The 22,168-nt window shown below is 68.5% G+C and carries 19 protein-coding genes; 7 read left to right on the top strand and 12 right to left on the bottom strand.

Going from position 1 to position 22,168, the window contains the following annotated elements:
* From A9G05_RS26820 to tssA, 12 genes are all read right to left on the bottom strand, one after another.
* The coding region (locus A9G05_RS26820; protein WP_139131229.1) for a hypothetical protein at positions 1-181 on the bottom strand (181 nt) is incomplete at its 3' end.
* A 116-nt stretch (positions 182-297) separates the two neighbouring features.
* Positions 298-2,994: a type VI secretion system ATPase TssH gene (gene tssH, locus A9G05_RS22720; protein WP_069563106.1), complete on the bottom strand. Its 2,697-nt coding sequence runs from the start codon at positions 2,992-2,994 to the stop codon at positions 298-300.
* A 2-nt stretch (positions 2,995-2,996) separates the two neighbouring features.
* Positions 2,997-4,037 (bottom strand): type VI secretion system baseplate subunit TssG, encoded by a 1,041-nt coding sequence (gene tssG / locus A9G05_RS22715; RefSeq protein ID WP_069563105.1) that lies wholly within the window; start codon positions 4,035-4,037, stop codon positions 2,997-2,999.
* A complete protein-coding gene (gene tssF / locus A9G05_RS22710) occupies positions 4,001-5,860 on the bottom strand; it encodes a type VI secretion system baseplate subunit TssF (RefSeq protein WP_069563104.1) in 1,860 nt (619 codons plus the stop codon). Before tssF ends, tssG begins: the two co-directional genes overlap by 37 nt.
* On the bottom strand, positions 5,857-6,372 hold the full coding sequence (gene tssE / locus A9G05_RS22705) for a type VI secretion system baseplate subunit TssE (protein WP_069563103.1): 516 nt from the start codon (positions 6,370-6,372) through the stop codon (positions 5,857-5,859). The genes tssF and tssE overlap by 4 nt, the downstream gene beginning before the upstream one ends.
* Positions 6,373-6,374: 2 nt before the next feature.
* Entirely contained in the window at positions 6,375-7,160 is a 786-nt protein-coding gene (locus A9G05_RS22700; RefSeq protein ID WP_069563102.1) for a type VI secretion system accessory protein TagJ, read from the bottom strand.
* Positions 7,161-7,214: 54 nt separating this feature from the next.
* The gene (locus A9G05_RS22695) at positions 7,215-7,643 is read right to left on the bottom strand and encodes a hypothetical protein (protein WP_069563101.1); all 429 of its coding nucleotides are present in this window, start codon (positions 7,641-7,643) and stop codon (positions 7,215-7,217) included.
* On the bottom strand, positions 7,640-8,071 hold the full coding sequence (locus A9G05_RS22690; protein ID WP_069563100.1) for a type VI secretion system amidase effector protein Tae4: 432 nt from the start codon (positions 8,069-8,071) through the stop codon (positions 7,640-7,642). The genes A9G05_RS22695 and A9G05_RS22690 overlap by 4 nt, the downstream gene beginning before the upstream one ends.
* A 71-nt stretch (positions 8,072-8,142) precedes the next feature.
* Positions 8,143-8,631, bottom strand: a complete 489-nt coding sequence (locus tag A9G05_RS22685) for a type VI secretion system tube protein Hcp (RefSeq protein ID WP_044407523.1) — start codon at positions 8,629-8,631, stop codon at positions 8,143-8,145.
* Between the two features lie 74 nt (positions 8,632-8,705).
* Positions 8,706-10,202: a type VI secretion system contractile sheath large subunit gene (gene tssC / locus A9G05_RS22680; RefSeq protein ID WP_069563099.1), complete on the bottom strand. Its 1,497-nt coding sequence runs from the start codon at positions 10,200-10,202 to the stop codon at positions 8,706-8,708.
* Positions 10,203-10,214: 12 nt separating this feature from the next.
* Positions 10,215-10,730 (bottom strand): type VI secretion system contractile sheath small subunit, encoded by a 516-nt coding sequence (gene tssB, locus A9G05_RS22675; RefSeq protein ID WP_069563098.1) that lies wholly within the window; start codon positions 10,728-10,730, stop codon positions 10,215-10,217.
* Positions 10,731-10,816: 86 nt separating this feature from the next.
* Positions 10,817-11,848: a type VI secretion system protein TssA gene (tssA, locus tag A9G05_RS22670; RefSeq protein WP_069563097.1), complete on the bottom strand. Its 1,032-nt coding sequence runs from the start codon at positions 11,846-11,848 to the stop codon at positions 10,817-10,819.
* A 403-nt stretch (positions 11,849-12,251) separates the two neighbouring features.
* On the opposite strand from tssA, the gene tagH reads away from it, so the two are divergent.
* The 7 genes from tagH (at position 12,252) to A9G05_RS22635 (ending at position 22,153) form a co-directional block, all read left to right on the top strand.
* Positions 12,252-13,952 carry a type VI secretion system-associated FHA domain protein TagH gene (tagH, locus tag A9G05_RS22665; protein ID WP_069563096.1) on the top strand — a complete coding sequence of 567 codons (1,701 nt, stop codon included), beginning with the start codon at positions 12,252-12,254 and terminating at the stop codon, positions 13,950-13,952.
* A gap of 82 nt (positions 13,953-14,034) precedes the next feature.
* Positions 14,035-14,517 carry a type VI secretion system lipoprotein TssJ gene (tssJ, locus tag A9G05_RS22660; protein WP_069563095.1) on the top strand — a complete coding sequence of 161 codons (483 nt, stop codon included), beginning with the start codon at positions 14,035-14,037 and terminating at the stop codon, positions 14,515-14,517.
* 16 nt (positions 14,518-14,533) lie between these two features.
* A complete protein-coding gene (tssK, locus tag A9G05_RS22655; protein WP_069563094.1) occupies positions 14,534-15,868 on the top strand; it encodes a type VI secretion system baseplate subunit TssK in 1,335 nt (444 codons plus the stop codon).
* 6 nt (positions 15,869-15,874) lie between these two features.
* Positions 15,875-17,224, top strand: a complete 1,350-nt coding sequence (locus A9G05_RS22650; protein ID WP_069563093.1) for a DotU family type VI secretion system protein — start codon at positions 15,875-15,877, stop codon at positions 17,222-17,224.
* Positions 17,221-20,733: a type VI secretion system membrane subunit TssM gene (gene tssM, locus A9G05_RS22645; RefSeq protein WP_069563092.1), complete on the top strand. Its 3,513-nt coding sequence runs from the start codon at positions 17,221-17,223 to the stop codon at positions 20,731-20,733. Before A9G05_RS22650 ends, tssM begins: the two co-directional genes overlap by 4 nt.
* A complete protein-coding gene (gene tagF, locus A9G05_RS22640) occupies positions 20,730-21,425 on the top strand; it encodes a type VI secretion system-associated protein TagF (protein WP_069563091.1) in 696 nt (231 codons plus the stop codon). The genes tssM and tagF overlap by 4 nt, the downstream gene beginning before the upstream one ends.
* Complete coding sequence (locus A9G05_RS22635; protein WP_069563090.1) at positions 21,425-22,153, top strand: PP2C family serine/threonine-protein phosphatase; 729 nt, start codon at positions 21,425-21,427, stop codon at positions 22,151-22,153. Before tagF ends, A9G05_RS22635 begins: the two co-directional genes overlap by 1 nt.
* The last annotated feature ends 15 nt before the right edge of the window (positions 22,154-22,168 follow it).

The following is a 22,168-nucleotide window of genomic DNA, read 5'->3' as shown; positions in this document are numbered from 1 at the left end:
CGCCCATGGGCTTGCCCAGCAGCGCGTCGAGTTGCAGGTTGTGGTCTTCGGAGACCAGCTCCAGTTCGTAGTCGAACAGCCGGCCCAGCTCGTCGTGGCCGTCCAGTCGGTCGAGCAGCAGCACATCGCCGCCCAGCGGGCTGCTGACCTTGGCCATGCGTGCCCGTTGTGAAATTGCCATCCCTATACATCCTTAGCGTTGCGCGCGTTACCGGCTGCCCGTCATGTGGCGGCCCGTTACTGCCTGTACACGCTGCCTGGAGATGCGGCGCACCGGTCGGGTACACCGCATCCGTTTCACTCGAAGCGGTAGGTGAACTCGCCGTTCTCGGCGCTCACCTGCACCTTCTCCACCTTGCGGCCTTCCAGCATGCGGTTGAGGAACTCGCGGCTGAGGTCCGGCAGCATGCTGTTGGTGAGGATGGCGTCGATCTGGCGGCCACCGCTCTCGGTCTCGGTGCAGCGGGAGACCACCAGGTCCACCACCTTGTCGTCGAACTCGAACGGCACCTTGTGGCCCGACTCGACGCGCTTCTTGACCCGGCCCAGTTGCAGGCGGGTGATGCTCTTGAGCATCTCGTCGCTCAGCGGGTAGTAGGGGATGGTCACCAGGCGGCCCAGCAGCGCCGGCGGTAAGATCTTCAGCAGCGGCTCGCGCAGCGCCTTGGCGATGCCCTCGGGTTCGGGCATCAGCTCGGGGTCGTTGCACAGGCTGGCGATCAGGTCGGTGCCGGCGTTGGTGGTGAGCAGGATCAGGGTGTTCTTGAAGTCGATCACCCGGCCTTCGCCGTCTTCCATCACGCCCTTGTCGAACACCTGGAAGAAGATCTCGTGCACGTCCGGGTGGGCTTTCTCCACCTCGTCCAGCAGCACCACGCTGTAGGGCTTGCGCCGTACCGCCTCGGTCAGCACGCCGCCTTCGCCGTAGCCGATGTAGCCGGGCGGGGCACCCTTGAGGGTGGAGACGGTGTGGGCTTCCTGGAACTCGCTCATGTTGATGGTGATGACGTTCTGCTCACCGCCGTACATGGCTTCGGCCAGAGCCAGCGCGGTCTCGGTCTTGCCCACGCCCGAGGTGCCCGCGAGCATGAACACGCCGATCGGCTTGCTCGGATTGTCCAGCCCCGCGCGGGAGGTCTGGATGCGCTTGGCGATCATCTCCAGGGCATGGTCCTGGCCGATGATGCGCTTCTTCAGGTGACCGCCCAGGTTGAGCACGGTCTCGATTTCGTTGCGCGCCATGCGCCCGACCGGGATGCCGGTCCAGTCGGCCACCACCGAGGCCACCGCCTGGTAGTCCACGGTCGGCAGGATCAGCGGGTCCTCGCCCTGCAGCGTGCTCAGGCGCGCTTGCAGGTCGGTGAGCTGGGCGCGCAGGGCGTCCAGTTCCTCGGGGGCCAGCGGCGGGGTGTCGGCACCGCCTTCGCGACTGGTGCCGTCCACCGGCTCGGCGGCGGCACGCAGGCGGGCGCGGGTGGCCAGCAGCTCGTCCACCAGGGCCTTCTCCTCGGCCCAGCGGGCTTCCAGTTCACCCAGGCGGGCGCGCTCGGCGTCCAGGGCGGCCTGGGTGTCCACCTGGCGGCTGCCGATGGCCACGCCGATGGCGTGTTCACGGCCGATGATGGCCAGCTCGGTCTCCAGCGCCTCGATACGGCGGCGGCTGTCGTCCACTTCCGCCGGTACGGCGTGCAGGCTGATGGCGACGCGGGCGCAGGCGGTGTCCAGCAGGCTCACGGACTTGTCCGGCAACTGGCGCGCGGGGATGTAGCGGTGGGACAGCTTGACCGCCGCTTCCAGCGCCTCGTCGAGGATCTGCACCTGGTGGTGCTGCTCCATGGTCGAGGCCACACCGCGCATCATCAGGATGGCGCGGTGCTCGGAGGGCTCGTCCACCTGCACCACCTGGAAGCGGCGGGTGAGGGCGGGGTCCTTCTCGATGTGCTTCTTGTATTCGGCCCAGGTGGTGGCCGCCACGGTGCGCAGGGTGCCGCGCGCCAGGGCCGGCTTGAGCAGGTTGGCCGCATCGCCGGTGCCGGCGGCGCCACCGGCACCGACCAGGGTGTGGGCTTCATCGATGAACAGGATGATCGGCTTCTCGGAGCTCTGGACGTCCTCGATCACCTGGCGCAGGCGCTGTTCGAACTCGCCCTTCATGCTGGCACCGGCCTGCAGCAGGCCGACGTCCAGAGCGCGCAGCTCCACGTCCTTCAGCGAGGGCGGCACGTCGCCGGCGACGATGCGGTGGGCGAAGCCCTCGACCACCGCCGTCTTGCCCACACCGGCCTCGCCGGTGAGGATCGGGTTGTTCTGCCGGCGGCGCATGAGGATGTCCACCAACTGGCGGATCTCGTCGTCACGGCCGACGATCGGGTCCAGCTTGCCGCTGCGGGCCTGCTCGGTGAGGTCTACGGTGAAGCGCTTCAGGGCTTCCTGCTTGCCCATGGCCGCCGGGGCCATGGCGCCGCTGGCTTCGCCCGGGGCGCCGGCGTTGAAGCCGTCGGTGGCGGTCAGGGCGTTCTCGGGGGAGGCGCCGACCACTTCGTCGAAGCGCTCGGTGAGGGTGTCCACCTTCAGCTTCTCGAACTCGCGGGAGATGGACAGCAGCGCGTTGCGCAGGCTCGGGGTCTTGAGGATGCCCACCACCAGGTAGCCGGTGCGCACCTGGCTCTCGCCGAACATCAGGCTGCCGTACACCCAGCCGCGCTCCACGGCTTCCTCGACGTGGGAGGACAGGTCGGTGATGGAGGTGGAGCCGCGCGGCAGGCGGTCCAGGGCCTCGGTGATGTCCTTGGCCAGGCGTGCCGGCTCGATGCTGAACTGGCGGATGATCTGGTGCAGGTCCGAGTCCTGCAGCTGCAGGATCTGGTGGAACCAGTGCACCAGCTCCACATAGGGGTTGCCCCGCAGCTTGCAGAACACCGTGGCGGCTTCGATGGCCTTGTAGGCCAGGCTGTTCAGCTTGCCGAACAGCGCGGCGCGACTGATTTCTCCCATTTTCACTCTCCTCGATCCGGGTATTGGCGCGGCGTGGCGTCGGCGTAGTGGCGTGCCAGCAGCAGGTCCTTTGCGTCCTGGCCGGGAGTGCCGAGCCAGGTGTTGAAGCCGAGTCGGTCCCCGCCGGACAGCGTCAGCGGCGGGACATCCTCACGTTTGAGGACCAGGTTGGCGTCCCAGTCCAGTTCTTCTCCCAGGTACTCGGCCACCCAGGCGGCCAGTTCGTGGAACAGTTCGCCGCCCGGCAGGAAGCGCTGGTACTGCGAGAGGTCCAGCGGGCCGATGCAGATGCGGAACTTGTGCTGGCGGTCCCACACGTGGGTGCCCAGGCACAGGTCCATCCCCAGGGTGCTGGCGGCTGCGCCCAGGCGGCTGCGTTCGGGCAGCTCCAGCCACTGGCCGACGTATTCCTCGATGGCCACCGGCACGCCGAAGAACTCCGCGAGGATGGTGCGCAGGCCGTCCGGGTAGCGCGTCTGCGCCGCCAGGTGGCCGGTGTAGTAGTAGCGCGCGGCGTCGTCGATGGGGCCCTGGCCGAGCAGGCTTTCCATGCCCCGGCCGGAGAGTGCGCCCAGGCGTGGCGACCAGTAGTCCTGGTCGGGGCGGTCCATGCTCACCGTCGGCCGGGCTTCGGCCCAGGCGCGGTAGAACAGCGTCAGCAGGCGGTGCGTGAAAACGTCGAGGAAGCGCTTGAAGGTGGCGTCGGCGCTGTTGCGCTGGCGCTCCCGGGCGTACTCGGTCAGGTGCAGCGGCAACGGCCCGTTGGGTCCGGTGAGGCCGAAGAAGTACTGCTCGATACGCGGTGTGCCGTCGGGGTTGTGCTCGACGCTGGCCAGGGTCGCCGGGGCGAAGCCGCAATCGGGCTTCTGGCCCAGGCGCAATGGGTCGTCGGCCAGGCGCAGGGAATGGCCCAGGCGCGGCCGGTCGGGGTATTCGCACTCGATGCGGCGCAGCGCCTGGAAGAAGTCGTAGTTCCAGGGCGCGGCTTCCATTTCCGCGAGGGTGTCTACAGATTCGGACGACGTCCGGGCTTCGCCCGCCATCGCATCACCTCGCCCCGTTCAGTGGTCCGCAACACCGTTTCGGTGAAGCTGTTGATCGACACATAGCGTGTCAGGAAACGTTCCAGCACCGAGGCCAGCACGAACACGCCAGTGCCGCGGAAGGCGTTTTCGTCGAACTCCAGGTCGATCTCCAGGCCGCGCCCGAAGACGATCGGCCCCGGCATCGGCAGGCGCCGGGTGCAGGGTTTGCTGGCGACCTTGCGCAGGCCTTCGATCTGCATCTGCAGGGCCTGGTCGTTGGACTCGCCGTACAGCCGCAGCATCTCGCGCAGGGCGGCAGCGCCCTGGCCGTCCTGGCTCAGCGACAGGTAGTTGAGCGACAACTGGCTGATCAGCCGCCAGGCGCTGGCGTCATGGGCGCGGCTGGCCTTGGGCCGGCTCGGGCCCGCCAGGCAGCGCACGGCCTGCACCGGGGCGCTGTCTTCCAGGGTGAAGTCGCTGCGCCCGGTGCCCACCGGCATGAACAGCGGCAGGTCACGGTTGGTGCACAGCGCGCCGATGCCCAGTTGGCGCAGGTCGTGGCGGTGGGGCGCCTGCTTGGCGTCCACCAGGGAAATGAAGGTCTCGCTGCCGATGTAGGTGGAGCGCGGCCCCTTGCGACGCTGGTTGCTGGAGAGCACGCGGGGTTCGCGGCGCACCGTGTACCAGGCCTGCTCACGGCCGTAGCGCGAGGGGTCGCGCACGGCATAGAAGGGCTGGAAGGGCTGCTCCGGGCCGGCGCCGTGGCCGGTCACCTCGGTGAGGCTGTGCACTTCGAAGTCCAGCGGGCGGGTGCGGTCGACGATCACATGGTGTTCGTTGACCCGCTCGTTGATGTGGATGCGGTCCGCCCGGCGCGGGAACAGGTTCACCGCCGGGGTGCAGAACAGGCGGAACAGGTCGGCACCGATGCTGCCTTCCAGGGTGCTGTCCAGGCGGTTGAACAGCACGATGATCTCCAGTTCCTGGCCGGCGCAGCGCTGCACGGGGCGGCGCAGGTTGGCCAGGTCGACGAACAGGAAGCGGTTGGGCAGGGCGAAGTATTCCTGCAGCAGGCGGTAGCCCTGGAAGGCGCGGGGCACCACCGGCAGCACCGCGTCCTCGTCGTCGAAGCCGCGCGAGCGCAGGCTGTCCGGCGGCAGGCGCTCCACCCACTCGCCGCCGGGGGCCTGGGCGAACACCGCGCAGGCGTTGGCCATCAATTGCTCGTAGAGGCGGAAGGGCTGCTCGTCGGCACCGTGGAGGAAGAAGGTCAGGTCTTCCAGCGACAGGCTGTTGAACGGCAGGCCCGCCCCGGTACGCAGGCGCAGGCGCAGGCCGGCCTTGGCGCCGGGCTCGCTGGCGGCCAGGCGGCCGAGGGCCGCGGCGGGGTTGCCGAAGTATTCGGCCTTGGTCACTTCCAGCGGCCACAGGTGGACCGGCTGGGCGGTGCGGTATTCGCAGGCGGTCTGCGCGTCGGCGCCCAGGCTGGCCCGCAGCGAGGCGTTGCGCGGCACCACGAAACCGCTGGCCAGCGACCCCTCGTTGGGATCGGCCTGCAGTTGCACCACGGTCATCGACGGGGTCGGCGCCAGGTAGTGCGGGTAGGCGATCTCCAGCAGGTTGTGGGTGAAGGTCGGGTATTCGGCGTCTAGCTTGAGCTGCACGCGGGCGGTGAGGTAGGCGAAGCCTTCCAGCAGGCGCTCGACGTAGGGGTCGGCGCAGTCGATGCCGGAGAGCGTCAGGCGCCCGGCGATCTTCGGGTACTCGCTGGCGAACTCGGCGGCACTCTCGCGGATGTGCTGCAGCTCCTGGTTGTAGTACTCCAGCAGGCGCGGGTTCATTTGCGCCTCCTGGCCTGTTCGGCGGGCACCACGCGGACGTGGCCGGTCTCCAGGTCGAGGTCGGTGGTGAGCAGCATGCGCAAAGGCACGGGTTCGGCCCACAGGTCGCCCTCGATCTCGAAGGACAATGCGTTGTGGTTCATCTGGTCGGCTGCCAGTTGGGCGCGTACACGCAGGGTGGAGCGGATGATGCGCGGCTCGTAGCCGGCGATGGTCTCGGTGAGCAGGGCCTCGATGGCCTGCACGTCGACGCTGGAGGCGGTGTGCCCGGCCAGCGGCGGCAACCCGTAGTTGACCACCGAGCTGCCGGCCTGGATCTCGCCGGAGGTGTCGCTGTCGAGCGGCGCAATGGTGTTGAACAGCCAGGCCAGGTCACGCAGGACCGAGGCCTTGAGCTGGGTGAGGGAGAGCACGCGCTTGTCGGCACTCTCCTTCGGGTTGCCCGGATCGTCGTCGGTGAGGCGATCGAGCAGGGACGGTTGCAGGCGTTCCTGCAGCGTCAGGTCGGCCATGTTCAGGCGCTCGGCTGCTCGAAGGCGAGGGTGCGCACCTCGAACAGGGCGACGTCGCCTTCATCGGTGACGAACAGGCGCTGGCCCAGGGGCAGGCCGCTGTCCAGCCAGTCGGTCTTGCGCGCCAGGCGGATGGCGCCGTCGGCGTCGTCCTGGCTGCCCGGGTAGCGGCTGGGGATCAGGCCCACGGTGGTGCCGCCGTTGACCAGGGTGATCTCCACCGGCAGCCACACCAGGTCGCGCAGGTCGGTGGGGGCTTCGATGGCCAGGTGCTGGATGTTGTGCATCGGCAGCCACACGTAGCGGCCGTTGACGATCAGTTCCAGCACCGGGCCCAGGCGCGGGTCGGCGTCGGCCAGCCACTGGAAGGGCTGCTCGTTGATCTGCCCGGCCATCGCCGGTGCAGCGTCGAAGGCGGCGTCACGCAGGGCCTGGGCGGCTTCGGGCTGGCCGTCGGCGTCGTGCTTGAGGGCCTGGATCAGCGGGGCCACCCAGTCAGCGGGTTCGCCCAGCACCACCGGGGTGAGGCGGCCGGCGAACACTTCGGCACGCAGGGCCTCGCATTCCAGGGCGGTGCGGTAGGTCTGCACCATGGCCAGGGCGCCGGCATCCAGCTCGCCGGCCACCTTCAACTGGTTGTTGGCGCGGCTCCACTGACCGAGCACGGCCAGCAGCTGGAACAGGAAGACGCGCAGCTCGGCGTTGGCCGGCTGGGTGCGGACCTGGTCCTGGAGGGCCTTGAGGGCGTCGTCGACGCGGCCGGCGCGCAAGAGTTCTTCAGCGTTCATGGTCGTCCTGTCTGCAGCGTGGCTGCATTGAATAGGGCTCTTGGGGAATCCGGGTCACCAGTCGAAAGGTCCGGTGAACAGTTTCTGGTCCCATGGCCCGCGCGGGCAGCTGGCGTTGGTCATGGGGGCCGAGGCCTGCAGGGTGCCCTGGCGCAGGCGCACGGCCTGCAGGCGGGTCACGCAGCCCTGGCCGGGGGGCGCCTCCGGCTGGCTGTGCTGCACCAGCAGGATGGGCACCGCGCCCTGGTGTTCGATACGCGGCGCGCCGTCGGCGTTGCGGTGGAATTCGCAGGGCGAGGGCAGGGCCAGTTCAAGGCGGCCGGCGGGGTGCACCAGGGTGCAGCGGCCGGCCTGGTCTTCCAGGTGCAGGACCTGGTCGCCCAGCATGGCCTGCTCGGGCGCGGCCGGTCCGGGCGGGGTGGCGGCGCAGGCGTTCAGGCTGGGGAGCAGGGCACAGGCGAGGAGCAGGGTGGGGCGGGTCATGCCAGCTCCCAGAACCAGACCTGGGCGGCGCGATTGGCCGGGTCGTCGTAGGTCTTGGTCAGGCCACGGTTCCACAGGTCGATGTGGTCGCCGGTGGCGCGGGTCTCGCCGCTGCGGGTGAAGCAGTCCTTGAAGAAGATGATGCCGGTGCGCTCGTTGAGCGTGCGCTTGGCGGCGGCACCGTCGGTGAAGATCTGCGGACGTCCCAGGTGGTTTCGCCACAGCCAGTTGGCCAGCGACTCGGCTCCACGGGCGTGGCCGTGTGCGCACTTGGGTTCCGGGTAGGTGTTGCGGTCGATGGTGATGGACCGTTCGGCGTTGAGCGTGAGGCTCATGCGGATCGCGCACTGGTTGTCCCAGCCGCCGTCGCACGGGTACTGCTCGGTCGGGTAGTTGTTCCAGAGGTTGATGAACGCAGGCTTTGCCATGGGGGTCGCCTCGCCGGGAGGAGGGTGGAGCAGCAACGGTCCCGGCAGGGCCGGGACCGTTGGCGAAGACATCAGATCTTCACGTTCTCGCGGATGTTCCAGCCGTACTTGACCGGGCCGCCGTCCTTCGCGCCATCCGCTTTCTGCGGCTGGTAGTCCACCTGGACCTGGGCGAAGTTGAGGCTGATGTTCTCGGTCAGACGGTCTTCACCGCCGCTGCCGCCGGTGCTCACGGAGGAAATCAGGACTTCCTTCATGGTGATGATCACGTACTCCACCGGGTTCTCGCCGCCGGCCTTGCGGATGGTCAGCTTGGCTTCCGGGAAGTGCTTGCCGTTGGAGCAGGCCATCATCAGGTTGGGGCTGGACTTGTCGATGTACTTGGTCAGGGACAGGTCCTGGACGCTCACCTTGCCGGCGCCGCCACCACCACCCTGGTGCATGTTGCCGGACTGGGACATGCCCCAGCTCCAGGCCAGTACGTCGATTTCCTTGGCGTGCACCTTGTCGGCGGACTCACCCTCGATGTCCCCGATCTTGATGAACATATCAACAGCCATCTATTCCTCCTTCGTGGCTTTCGCCACCTTGTCAGGCGCGCCCGCCACCTGGCAGGCGCTTAAAGTGACTCGCTTCAGGCCCCCTTGGCCGAAGGCAGCTTGGATACCAGGCGCAGCGACACGGTCAGCCCTTCGAGCTGGTAGTGCGGGCGCAGGTAGAACTTGGAGCTGTAGTAGCCCGGGTTGCCTTCCACTTCCTCGACCACCACCTCGGCGGCGGCCAGCGGGTGCTGGGCCTTGGTGGTTTCGGTGGAGTGCGCCGGGTCACCGTCGACGTAGTTCAGGATCCAGTCCTGCAGCCAGCGCTGCATGTCGTCCTTCTCCTTGAACGAGCCGATCTTGTCGCGAACGATGCACTTCAGGTAATGCGCGAAGCGGCAGGTGGCGAACAGGTACGGCAGGCGCGCGGCCAGGTTGGCGTTGGCGGTGGCGTCCGGGTCGTCGTATTCGGCCGGCTTCTGCAGCGACTGGGCGCCGATGAAGGCCGCCAGGTCGGTGTTCTTCTTGTGCAGCAGCGGCATGAAGCCGTTCTTCGCCAGCTCCGCCTCGCGGCGGTCGGAGATGGCGATCTCGGTCGGGCACTTCATGTCCACGCCACCGTCGTCGGTGGGGAAGGTGTGCGCCGGCAGGTTCGGCACTTCGCCACCGGACTCCACGCCACGGATGCGCGAGCACCAGCCGTAGAGCTTGAACGAGCGGTTGATGTTCACCGCCATGGCGTAGGCCGAGTTGGCCCAGGTGTACTTGCTGCTGTCGGCGCCGGCGGTGTCTTCCTCGAAGGCGAACGCCTCCACCGGGTCGGTCTTGGCACCGTAGGGCAGGCGGGCCAGGAAGCGCGGCATGGTCAGGCCGATGTAGCGCGCATCCTCGGACTCGCGCAGCGAGCGCCAGCCGGCGTATTCCGGGGTGGTGAAGATCTTGGTCAGGTCACGCGGGTTGGACAGCTCCTGCCAGGAACCCATGCCCATCACGGTGGGGGAGGCAGCGGAGATGAACGGCGCGTGCATGGCGGCGGAGACCTTGGCGATCTCGCCCAGCAGCTCCACGTCCGGCGGGGACTGGTCGAAGTAGTAGTCGCCCACCAGGCAGCCGTAGGGCTTGCCGCCGAACTGGCCGTATTCCTCTTCGTAGAGCTTCTTGAAGATCGGGCTCTGGTCCCAGGCGGTGCCTTTGAACTTCTTCAGGGTCTTGTGCAGCTCGCCCTTGGAGATGTTCAGCACGCGGATCATCAACTGCTCGTCGGTCTCGGTGTTGTTGACGAGGTAGTGCAGGCCGCGCCAGGCGCTTTCCAGTTGCTGGAAGTCGGCGTGGTGCATGATCAGGTTGACCTGATCGGTGAGCTTGGCGTCGATCGCGGCAATGATCGACTCGATCGACTTGATCGCGTCATTGGAGATCAGGTTGGTCTGCTGCAGCGCATGCTCGGCCAGGGTGCGCACGGCGGTTTCCACCGCTTCGCGCGCCCGGTCGGTCTTGGGCTTGAATTCCTGCAGCAGCAGCGAGGCGAACTCGCTGGTCTGCTCGGTGGTCTGGCCGGCCTGGGGCGCGGCGTCGGTCATCAACTCGGCCATCTGGTTGTCCTCTTAGGCTTGCGGCTCGTTGTCCTGCGGCTTCGGTGCGCTGGCCAGGGCCTGCAGCAGGGCCGGGTCCTTGATCGCTTTCATGATCAGTTCTTCAGCGCCGGTCTTGCCGTCCATGTAGGTCAGGAGGTTGGCGAGCTGGGTGCGGGCTTCGAGCAGTTGGTTCAGGGAGTCGACCTTGCGCGCCACGGCGGCCGGGCTGAAGTCGTCCATGTTCTCGAAGGTGATGTCCACGGAGAGATTGCCTTCGCCGGTCAGGGCGTTGGGCACGTTGAACGCGACGCGCGGCTTCATGGCCTTGAGGCGCGAGTCGAAGTTGTCGACGTCGATCTCCAGGAACTTGCGGTCGGCGACGGCGGCCAGCGGCTCGGCCGGCTTGCCGGCGAGGTCGGCCATCACGCCCATGACGAAGGGCAACTGCACCTTCTTCTCGGCGCCGTAGAGCTCCACGTCGTACTCGATCTGGACGCGGGGTGCGCGGTTGCGCGCGATGAATTTCTGACTGCTGGTGCTACCCATGGTTGCTCCTCCTTCGCTGCCTGTTCGGCTGTTGGGGCGTCATCGGCCGCTAGCCGGTAACGGATGCACGGTCTGCCGGGTCGGGATTACTCGGACTCGGGGCCGCGCAAATTCTCGAATTGCGACATCCCATCGGGGATGAGGTTGCGCACGATCTCGGCGAAATCCGCCGTGACCAGCTTCCGGGCGCGCTTGAGCAGCATCGGAACCGGGCTGGAGGGCTCCTGGCGCTCGTAGTAGGCGAGGATGCGGTCCAGCGTGCGCAACACGTCGTCGCGGTTGTTGATCTCGTGGGGGGCGGCGCGCGGTGCGCTGGCCACGGCGACCGGGCTCTCGCCGGCACTGCCGTCGCTGTCACCCGGCGCGGCGTCTTCGGCCGGCGCGCTGTCGTCCAGGGGCGCGTGCTCCTTGACGATCTGCAGGGCCTGGCGGATCAGTTGCTTGAGCGGGGTGAGGTCGGCGCTCTGGGCCGAGCCGACCTGGTCGGACAGCGTCGACTCGATGGCCGCCAGTGCGGACTGGGCATCGGTGAGGGCCTGGCGGGTGCTTTCCAGCAGCGCCGGGTCGGTGTCGCGGAAGGCGCCCTGGAGCTGCTCGGCGGTCAGCGTCTCGCTGGGAAACCGCTGCAGGTCGAGGGCATTCAGGGCAGCACGCAAGCTGACCGCTCCGAAGGCACGGGAGCTGGTCAGTTTCGCCTCGCGCACCAGGCGGATCACCGGCTCGCAGGCGAGGCCGGTGAGGGCGTTGATGCGGAAGGTCGGGTCGTTGTCGTCGTCGGCGTCGAGCTGCGGATACAGGCCATCCCAGTACTGGGTCAGCAGCTCGCGCACCAGCGTCAGGCTCTGAGCGAGGCCGGCGAGGCCTTCCAGGGCGATGGTGCTCTGCAGGAAGTAGTTGGCGATGCGCAGGTCCTTGCTGCGGCCCAGCAACTGGCTGGACAGCTCGCGCACGTCGCGCCACGCGGGCGGTTCGGCAGGCAGCACGGAATCGCCCATCTGACGTTCGGGCTGGCCTTGGGCGATTCGTTCGAGTTCGAGATACGAGGCGTCGTATTCGAGGTCATCACCGCACGGGGACTCGGCGGAAACGGGGGAAAGCAGATGCGACACGTCCACCACGGCGGGTGTTCTCCTTGTCAGGGCAGGGGCGAGCATGGTTCTGGAGCAGACGTACGACTTGATCACAGTCCCTTGGATCAACGTCCTGGTGACGCCATTTTTCTGGCTTCAACCGCTGCAACTCCCGTCCATTTTTCGGGCCGCATTTTGTCCTTGTCAAGACAAACGCGGACCACAACCGACAGATGTGCGCTAGTCGACGCTAGCCTCTTCGGATTGTAAAAGTTTACTTTTTTCGTTCTAAGATAAGTCGGCTAAAGCCATCAGATTTTTCTTCGCTGAGAGTCTTCGCACGGCTTGGCGAAACAGGGGCACGTGCAGGGTCGGGACCGGCGCGCTGTTGCACGGCATCGAAGGGTTCGGTGTTCGCGTCCCTCTTCAGTGAGATGTGCAAGGAGTCGCAATGCCACTGCGTTTGACCATCACCAGTTATCACAAGCTCACCCCCGGGCAGCGCCCCGACGCCGAGCTGGACCGTGGTGAACTGAGGATAGGTCGTGGTACGGAAAACGACTGGGTGCTCCCCGACCCCGAGCGCCTGGTGTCCAGCCAGCACTGCACCATCCAGAGCCGCGACGGCGTCTACTACCTCACCGACACCAGCACCAACGGCGTGATGCTCGCGCAGTCGGGCATCCGTCTGCGTCGGGGCAACAGCGAGCGCCTCAACGATGGTGAAGTGCTCAAGCTCGGCGAGTACGAAATCCTCGTGCAGATCACCGCGCCGGCCACTTCGCAGCCGTTCTCCAGTAGTTCGGCGGCTGCCCCTTCGGTGGGCGGTGCGGACCCGTTCAGCAGCTTCGATGCGCTGATGAACCGGCAGGTTGCCTCCAGCGCCATCCCCGAGCCCTACACCGCACCTTCGGCCACCCAGATGCCCATGGGCGGTTCGCCGCTCGACACCAAGCCGGACCTGTTCGACTTCCTCAACCCGGCCCCCCCGCCGGCAGCCGCTATTCCCGACCACGTGCCCGCCGAGCGCCATGACTTCCGCCCGCCGACACCGGTGGTACCGCCCGCGCCGCCGCTGCCCAGCGTGACGCCGCCGCCGGCTGCTGCCGCCGAGGCCCATGCGATCCCGGCTGATTGGGACCCCTTTGCCGACCTCGGCCTCTCCACCCCGTCGGCGGCTCCGTCGATCCCGGTGCCGATGCCCGCGGCCGCCACGCCCCAGGTGCCCGAGCCGGCGCCAGCGCAATTGCCCGAGGACTTCTTCGCCGGGATCGGCGCGCCCGCCAGCGATGCCCAGGCCACCTCCGTGCCGCCGCCCCAGGCCGCCGCCCAGCCGGACCCGATGGCCATGCTGTTCGGCAGCACCCCGTTCGAGCCGGGCCCGCAGACCGAGGCGCCGATGGCCGAGCCGGTGGAGGTGTCCGGCGCTCCCGCGTTGACGCCTGCCGCCCAGGCCACCCACGCCGCCATCGCCACCCCGCCGGCGGAGCCCGTTGCCGTGGCCATGCCGGTGCCGACGCCGCCTGCTGCCACGCCGCCCCCGGTTGCTGCCCAGGCGCCTCAGGGCGAGTTGCTGGAAGCCTTCCTGCGCGGTGCCGGGCTGTCCCAGTTGCGCATCGACCATGCCGAGGCGGCCGCGCAGATGGAGGCCATCGGGCGCAGCTACCGGCTGATGGTGGACGGGCTGGTGGACGTGCTGCGTGCGCGTTCCAGCCTCAAGGGCGAGTTCCGCATGTCGCAGACCATGATCCGCCCGGTGGAGAACAACCCGCTCAAGTTCGCTCCCAATGCCGACGAGGCGCTGCTGCTCCTGCTGCGCCACGGCAACGCCGCCTTCATGCCGCCGGACCAGGCGGTGAAGGAGAGCTTCGATGACGTCAAGGCACACCAACTGGCCGTCATGGCCGGTGTGCAGGCTGCCATCAAGCACCTGCTCAAGCGCTTCGAACCTGCCGCCCTCGAAGCCCGCCTGAGCAAGCCATCGGGCCTGTCGGCCCTGCTGCCGGGTTCTCGGCAGTCGCAGTACTGGGAACTGTTCACCGACCTCTACGCGAGCATCTCGCGGGAGGCCGAGGATGATTTCCAGGACCTGTTCGGACGCGAGTTCAGTCGCGCCTACGAGGAGCACAGCGCCAGGTTGCGCGGTGGTTAGCGCCGCCCGCCTGCCGGGGCATGGCCAGGCCCGTCCCGCCGTCGCTTCCGTGGATCAACAGCCGTCAACGAGGACGTACCGAATGCCAAGGATTCTTCTGCTCGCCGTAGCCGCGCTGCTCAGCGCCTGCGCCTCCGAGCCGGAAAAGGATGCACCGCCGCCGCCGCCCACCGTGGTGCAGTTGCAGATCGAAGCCAGTGCCGACCTCAACGCGCTGCCCGGCGGCGCCGGCACGCCGGTGCGGGTGCGCCTGTACGAGCTGCGCAACGCCACCACCTTCAGCCGTGCCGATTACTTCTCCCTGGTGGACAAGGCCCAGGCGACCCTCGCCGCCGACCTGGTCGCCCAGGACGAACTGCTGGTCAAGCCGTCCGATCGCCAGATGCAGGAGCGCACCCTCGACGAGGGCACCCGGCAGTTCGGCATCGTCGTTGGCTACCGCGAACTGGATGCCGCCGTCTGGCGCGATGTCATCACCGTGCCGCTGAACCAGACCAGCGCCTACAGCCTCAAGTTCGGCGCACGCGGCGTGACCGTCGCGCCGGCGCCCATCACCGAACACTGAAAAGCGGAGACAGCCCATGTCATGGAACAACCGTGTGGTCTGGTCGGAAGGGATGTTCCTGCGTCCGCAGCACTTCCAGCAGCATGACCGTTACCTCGAAGCCCTGGTGGAAGGGCGCTGCCGTTCGCTGCGCCCCGGCAGTTGGGGATTCTCCGAGTTGAAGATCGACGAGTCACTGCTCACCCAGGGCAAGCTGGCCATCATTTCCGCCCGCGGCCTGCTGCCCGACGGCACCCCCTTCGACATCCCCGGCGACGACCTGGCGCCGGAGCCGTTCGACGTGGACGAGAGCCTGCGTGACGGCATCATCTACCTGGCCCTGCCGCTCAAGCGGGCCGGCGCCCGCGACACGGTGGAGGAGGGCGAGGAGCTGGGCGGTGCCCGTTACCGCAGCCAGGTGCGCGAAGTGCGCGACGACAACGCCGCCTTCGAGAGCCGCGCCCCCGTGTCCATCGGCGGCCGTGCCCTGCGCCTGGTCACCGAGCGCGACGGCCTGGGTGAATACGCCACCGTGGGTGTGGTGCGGGTGCTGGAGAAGCGTGCCGACCGCGCCGTGGTGCTGGACGAGTCCTACATCCCGCCGCTGCTGGACGTGGCCGTTTCCAAACCGCTGGCGGCCTTCCGCAGTGAGCTGCTGGGCCTGCTGCACCAGCGTGGCGAAGCCCTGGCCGGCCGCGTGGTCGCCTCCGGCGCGGGCGGTGCCTCGGAAATCGCCGACTTCCTGCTGCTGCAACTGGTCAACCGTGCCGAGCCCCTGGTGGCGCACCTGGCGCGCATCGCCCCGCTGCACCCCGAGGACTTCTACCGCGAGGCCGTGGCCCTGGCCGGCGAGTTCTCCACCTTCACCGCCAGCGGCCGGCGCCCGGCCGAATACCCGGCCTACCAGCACGACGACCTGGCCAGCAGCTTCGCCCCGGTGATGCTGGCCCTGCGCCAGGCCCTGTCGATGGTCATCGACAGCCGCGCGGTGCCGATCCCCATCGTCGAGAAGGCCTACGGCGTGCACGTGGCGATGCTGGCCGACCGCACCCTGCTGGAGAACTCCGCGTTCATTCTCGTGGTGCGTGCCGATGTGCCCGGCGAATCCATCCGTGGCCACTTCCCGCAGCAGGCCAAGGTGGGGTCGGTCGAGCACATCCGCGACCTGGTCAACCTGCAACTGCCGGGCATCGGCCTGCTGCCGCTGCCGGTGGCGCCGCGCCAGTTGCCGTACCACGCCGGCAGCACCTATTTCGAACTGGACCGTGGCAGCGACCACTGGAAGCAGTTGGTGCATTCCGGCGGCTTCGCCTTCCACATCGCCGGCAAGTTCCCCGGCCTCAACCTGGCCTTCTGGGCCATCCGGAGTTAATTCGCGATGCACCCGATCGACGATCCCTTCGGCGGCCCGCCCATGGGTGGCGGCAGTGGCGGCAACAACAACGACCGCACCATGATCATGCCGCGCCCGGGCGGGCGTGGCCCCGAGCCGACCGCGCCGCGCCATGACGCACCGCCGCCCGGCCCGGCCCCGGCCAGCGGGCCGATGCTCACCGCGCGCGGCCTGGGCCTGAACCCCCTGGAGAACGCCGCCGGCCCGATGCTGGCGTTGCTCACCCGGCTGCGCAACACCATCGCCCACCCCATGCCCGCCAGCCTGCGCGCGCAACTGCTGGGCTACCTGCGCCAGTTCGAAGAGAAGGCCCGCGCCGCCGGCGTCCCCCAGGACGAGGTGATGCTCAGCCGCTACGTGCTCTGCACTGCCCTCGACGAGGCGGTCATGAGCACCCCCTGGGGCAGTGCCAGCGAGTGGGGCAAGCAGAGCCTGCTGATCACCCTGCACAACGAGGCCTGGGGTGGCGAGAAGGTGTTCCAGTTGCTCGACCACTGCCTGCAGAACCCGCGCCAGCGCCTGCACATCCTCGAACTGCTGTACCTGTGCATCAGCCTCGGCTTCGAAGGCCGCTACCGGGTCATGAACGACGGCCGCAGCCAATTGGACGCGCTGCGCGAGCGGGTGGCCGCCACCATCCGCGCCACCCATGGCGAGATCGAGCGCGAGCTGTCGCCGCACTGGCGCGGCCTGGTGGTCGCCCGCGACCGCCTGCGCCAGTTCCTGCCGCCCTGGGTGGTGATCGCCATCGGTGCGGCGCTGCTGCTGGCCCTGCTGTTCGGCATGCGCCTGAAGCTGGCCGCTGAGGCCGAGCCGGTGTTCAAGAACCTGCATGCCCTGGGCGATATCCCGGTGCAGACCATCGACCGCCCGCCGCAGAAGCCGAAGATCGTCGAACGCCCGCGTCTGGCCGGCTTCCTCGCCGACGAGATCCGCGCCCAGAAGGTGGCCGTGGAAGACGCCGTGGACCGCTCCGTGGTGACCATCCGTGGCGACCAGTTGTTCGCCTCCGGCAGCGCCAGCATCGACGACGACTTCCAGCCGCTGCTGCTGCGCATCGCCGAGGCCGTGCGCAAGGTCAAGGGCCAGGTGCTGGTCACCGGCCACAGCGACAACCGGCCCATCGCCACGCTGCGCTACCCATCCAACTGGAAGCTGTCCCAGGACCGTGCCCAGCAGGTCATGGACGTGCTCGCCGCCAAGACCGGCCAGCCCGAGCGCTTCCGCGCCGAAGGCCGCAGCGACACCGAGCCGGTCGCATCCAACGACACCGCCGACGGCCGTTCGCGCAACCGCCGGGTGGAGATCACTGTTTTCGCGGAGGGCGTCGAGTGAAGGCGTTTTTCAGTTTCCTGGCCCGCTGGGTCATCCCGGTGCTGGGCCTGATCGCCCTCAGCCTGGTGATCTGGTTCGTCGGCCCGCTCATCGCCATCGGCGGTTTCGAGCCCCTGGCTTCGGCCACCGTGCGCTGGGTGATCATCATCCTGCTGTTCGCCGTGTGGATCGGCTGGCGCGTGCTGCGCCTGATCCAGGCCCGGCGCAACGCGGCCAAGGTCATGCAGGGCCTGGTGGCCGTCGCTCCCGACGCTGCCACCGTGGCCACCAGCGAAGAGCTGGCCACCCTCAAGCAGCGCATGGACGAGGCCCTGGCCCTGCTCAAGCGCGCCAAGCTCGGCGGCCATGAGCGGCGCAACCTCTATGAGCTGCCCTGGTACGTGATCATCGGCCCGCCGGGTTCGGGCAAGACCACTGCGCTGGTCAACTCCGGCCTCAACTTCCCCCTCGCCGAGCACATGGGCTCGGGCGCCATCCGTGGCGTCGGCGGCACCCGCAACTGCGACTGGTGGTTCACCGACGAGGCCGTGCTGCTGGATACCGCCGGTCGCTACACCACCCAGGACAGCCACGCCGAAGTGGACAAGGCCGCCTGGCTGGGCTTCCTCGACCTGCTCAAGACCCAGCGCAAGCGGCGCCCCATCGACGGTGCCTTCGTCGCCATCAGCCTGTCCGACCTGCTGCTGGGCAGCGAGACCGAGCGTGCCGCCCACGCCCGAGCCATCCGCGCCCGGGTGCAGGAGCTGTACACCCAGCTCGGCGTGCGCTTCCCCATCTACGTGATGCTCACCAAGCTCGACCTGGTGCCGGGCTTCATGGAGTTCTTCGACGCCCTGAGCAAGGAAGAGCGCGCCCAGGTCTGGGGCATGACCTTCGCCCTGGACGACGGCAAGAGCGCCGAGGGCCCGCTGGCGGTGTTCGGCAGCGAGTTCGCCCTGCTCGAACAGCGCCTCAACGAGCGCCTGGTGGAACGCCTGCAGCAGGAGCGTGACCCCGCCCGTCGCGACCTGATCTACGGCTTCCCGCAGCAGTTCGCGGCCCTGCGCGATGCGCTGTCGGGCTTCCTCGACGGCGTGTTCAAGCCCAACCCCTATGAAGAGCGCCCGCTGTTGCGCGGCGTGTACTTCACCAGCGGCACCCAGGAAGGCAGCCCCATCGACCGCCTGATCGGTGCCATGGCCCAGAGCATGAACCTGGACCGCCAGCACCTGGCGCGCCAGACCGGCACCGGGCGCAGCTATTTCATCGAGCGGCTGTTCCGCGAGGTGGCCTTCGGCGAGCGCGGCCTGGTGGGGGCCAACCCGAAGGTGGAGCGCCAGCGCACCTGGATCGCCCGGGGCGTGCTCGCCGCCACCGTGGTGCTGGTGCTGGCGGTATTGGGTGTGTGGATCGCCAGCTTCCGCGCCAACCAGGCCTACATCGCCGAAGTGGATGCGCGGGTGAAGCCGCTGCACGGCCAGTTGCAGGCCCTCAGCCCGGCCCAGCGCGAGGTGCTGGCGGTGCTGCCGCTGCTCAATGCCATCCGCAATGCGCCGGGAGACGCACCCTCCTGGGCCGAAGGCTTCGGCCTCTACCAGGGCGACATGCTCGGTGCCGAGGGCGCCAGCGTGTACCGCAAGCTGCTGATCGCGGTCATGGCCCCCCGGGTCATGGCGCGCATCGAGGAGCAACTGCGCAGCGGCGGCAGCTCCGACTTCCTCTACGAGGGCCTCAAGGCCTACCTGATGCTGGCCGACCCGGAGCACTACGACGGTGACTTCATCAAGGCCTGGATCGCCCTGGACTGGGACCGCAGCCTGCCCCGCGACCTGGCGCCGGAACAGCGCCAGGCCCTCAACGACCACCTGGCCGCGCTGTACGACCGCGCACCGCCGGCGGTACGCCTGGACGACGACCTGGTGCAGGACACCCGCCGCCAGTTGCAGCAGCTCTCCGTCGCCCAGCGCGTGTACGACCGCGTCAAGCGCCAGAAGCTGCCGCAGAACGTGCCGGACTTCCGCCTCAGCGAAGCCGCCGGCCGCGACGCCGCGCTGGTCTTCGCGCGCAAGAGCGGCAAGCCGCTGAACGACCCGCTGTCCGGCTTCTTCACCCAGCGCGGCTACCGTGAGGTGTTCATGGTCTCCAGCCTGAGCCAGGCCGGGACCCTGGCCGAGGAGCAGTGGGTGCTCGGGCGCACCGTGGAAGATGCCCAGGACGCCGCCAGCCTGGCCCTGGAAGTGCGCCAGTTGTACTTCCAGGACTACCTGCGGCAGTGGGATGCGCTGCTGGCCGACATCGACTTCGTGCCCATCACCAGCACCGGCCAGGCCGCCGATGTGCTGCGGGTGCTGTCCGGCCCGCAGTCGCCGCTGAAGAAGCTGCTGGAAGCCGTGGCCCGCGAGACCGACCTGCAGAAGGAAGAGCGCCTGGCCGCCGCCAAGCTGGCGAAGGAAGGCAACGGCGCCGTCGACAAGCTCAAGGCCCTGGTGGGGCAGGGCGGTGACGACACCCAGCAACCGGCCCAGCCGGGTGCGGACGACCCCATCAGCCGCCACTTCGCCGAGCTGAACAGCCTGGTGGACAAGGGCGAGGGTGACACCGCCGCGCCCATCGAGGCCCTGCTGGCCGACCTCAACGCCCTCTACGTGCAGCTCAGCGCCATGAGCGGCGCCAGCGGCGACCAGTTGCTGGGCGAGGCGAAGAACCAGGCCCAGGCCGCTGCCCAGCGCGTCAGCCTCGGCGCCGAGCGCCAGCCGCCGCTGGTGCAGGGGCTGGTCAAGTCGGTGGTCAACGCCTCCACCAACACCATGATGGGCGGCATCCGCAACCAACTGAACGCCGCCTGGACGGCCGAGGTGGTCAACGTCTACCGCCAGTCCCTGGCCGGTCGCTACCCGCTGGACCGCAACAGCACCCGCGACGCCACCCTGGACGACTTCGGCGCCTTCTTCGGCGTCGGCGGGGTGATGGACAGCTACTTCCGCAAGTACCTGCAGCCCTACGTCGACACCTCCGCCACCACCTGGCGCTGGCAGCCGGGCGCAGCAGAGAAGCTGGGCATCAGCGCCGGCGTGCTGGGCACCTTCCAGCGTGCGGCGCAGATCCGTGATGCCTTCTTCCGCTCCGGCAACACCACGCCGATGGTGCGTTTCGAGCTGAAGGCGGTGGCCATGGACGCTGCCATCGACCAGTTCCTGCTGGACCTGGACGGCCAGCAGTTCACCTACGACCACGGCCCGAGCCGGCCGGTGGCCATGCAGTGGCCGAGCCCCAACAGCCTGGGCGTGGTGCGCCTGAGCGTGACCCCGCCCACCAGCGCCGGCCGCTCCGGCCTGACCCTGGAAGGCCCCTGGGCCTGGTTCCGCCTGCTCGACCAGTCCGACCTGACCCAAGGCAACGCACCGGACCGCTTCACCCTGCGCATGCGCGTGGACAACCTGAGCATCTCCAGCGAGCTGCGCGCCAGCAGCGCCTTCAACCCGTTCCGCAGCCGCGTGGTGAGCGGTTTCGGCCTGCCGGAGCGGCTATGAGCACAGCGGGTTTCTACGGCAAGCTCGCCGGTCGCGGCGACTTCATCCATCGCGGCCTGACCCCGGCCTTCATCGAAGCCTGGGACCGCTGGCTGGCCGCCGGCATGGCGGAAAGCCAGGCCGAGCTGGGCGGCGCCTGGCTCGACGCCTACCTGATCAGCCCGCTGTGGCGCTTCAGCATCGCCCCGGGCCTGCTGGTGCCCGAGGCGGTGGCCGGCGTGATGATGCCCAGCATCGACCGCGTGGGCCGTTACTTCCCCCTCACCATCGCCGTGGCGCTGGAGCCGTCGTGCAACAGCGGGGCGCTGGTGGGGGGCGCCGACGCCTGGTTCGAACAGGCCGAGGCCCTGCTGCTGTCGACCCTGGAGCCGGAGGCGGACATCGAAGCCTTCGAGCGCGGGGTCCAGGCCCTGGGGGCGCCGGACACGGGCCCACGGGTGACACCCCGGGTCAGCGACCTGGGCGCACTGGCCTACCCGGTGGAGGGCGAGGCGGCGCGGCGCGCGGTGCTCGGCCAACTGGCGGGCGAGGGCTGCAGCTTCTTCTGGGGGCGGGGATCACAACGGGTGGAGGCGCAACTGGTGAGGTTCCAGGGGTTGCCGCCGACCCGCTACTTCAGCCGCTTCCTGGTGGGCGAGGGCGCCGTCGGCCAGCTCCCGGCCATCGGGCAGATCGATTTCGGGAGCCTGTGATGCCGCTGCCTCCTGTCACGCAGTACCAGTCGGCCAGCCACAGCCATGTGGGCATGGTCCGCCAGGTCAACGAAGACGCCTGCCTGGACGCCTGCGAACGCGGGCTCTGGGTGGTGGCCGATGGCATGGGCGGACACGCCGCCGGTGACTACGTCAGCAACCTGATCGTCGATACGCTCCGCGGCGTGCCCTGCACCGATGCCCTGGACCTCTACGTGGAGGCCCTGCGCGCGGCGCTGGTACACGTCAATACCCTGGTGCGGGCCGAGGCGGCCCAGCGCGGGGTGAACATGATGGGCAGCACCGTGGTGGTGCTGGCCGCACGCGGGAGCGAAGGCACCTGCCTGTGGGCCGGCGACAGTCGTCTGTACCGCTTGCGGGAAGGGCGCCTGGAAGGCATCAGCCGCGACCACAGCTACGTCCAGGACCTGGTGGACAGCCACCTGCTCAACGAAACGGAGGCCAGGGCGCACCCCATGGCCAATATCGTGACCCGGGCCATCGGCGTGCAGGATGACCTGGAGCTGGAAGAGTCGCGGTTCGTCGTGCTGCCGGGAGACAGTTTCCTGCTCTGCAGCGACGGTCTGAACAAGACCGCCGACGACCACGAACTGTGCGAAGTGCTGGGCCACGAGGACCCCTACCAGGTGGTCCGCAGCCTGGTGCATCTGGGCTTGACCCGGGGCGCGCCGGACAACATCACGGCGGTAGTCGTCAAAGCATCCTGAGACAGAAAAAAAGAC

Origin of the sequence: Pseudomonas sp. ENNP23 (assembly GCF_001728945.1) — a bacterium.
In the GTDB taxonomy this organism is placed as follows: domain Bacteria; phylum Pseudomonadota; class Gammaproteobacteria; order Pseudomonadales; family Pseudomonadaceae; genus Metapseudomonas; species Metapseudomonas otitidis.
The sequence above is the reverse complement of the archived record's forward strand: the minus strand, read 5'-3'. Positions and strand labels throughout refer to the sequence as shown.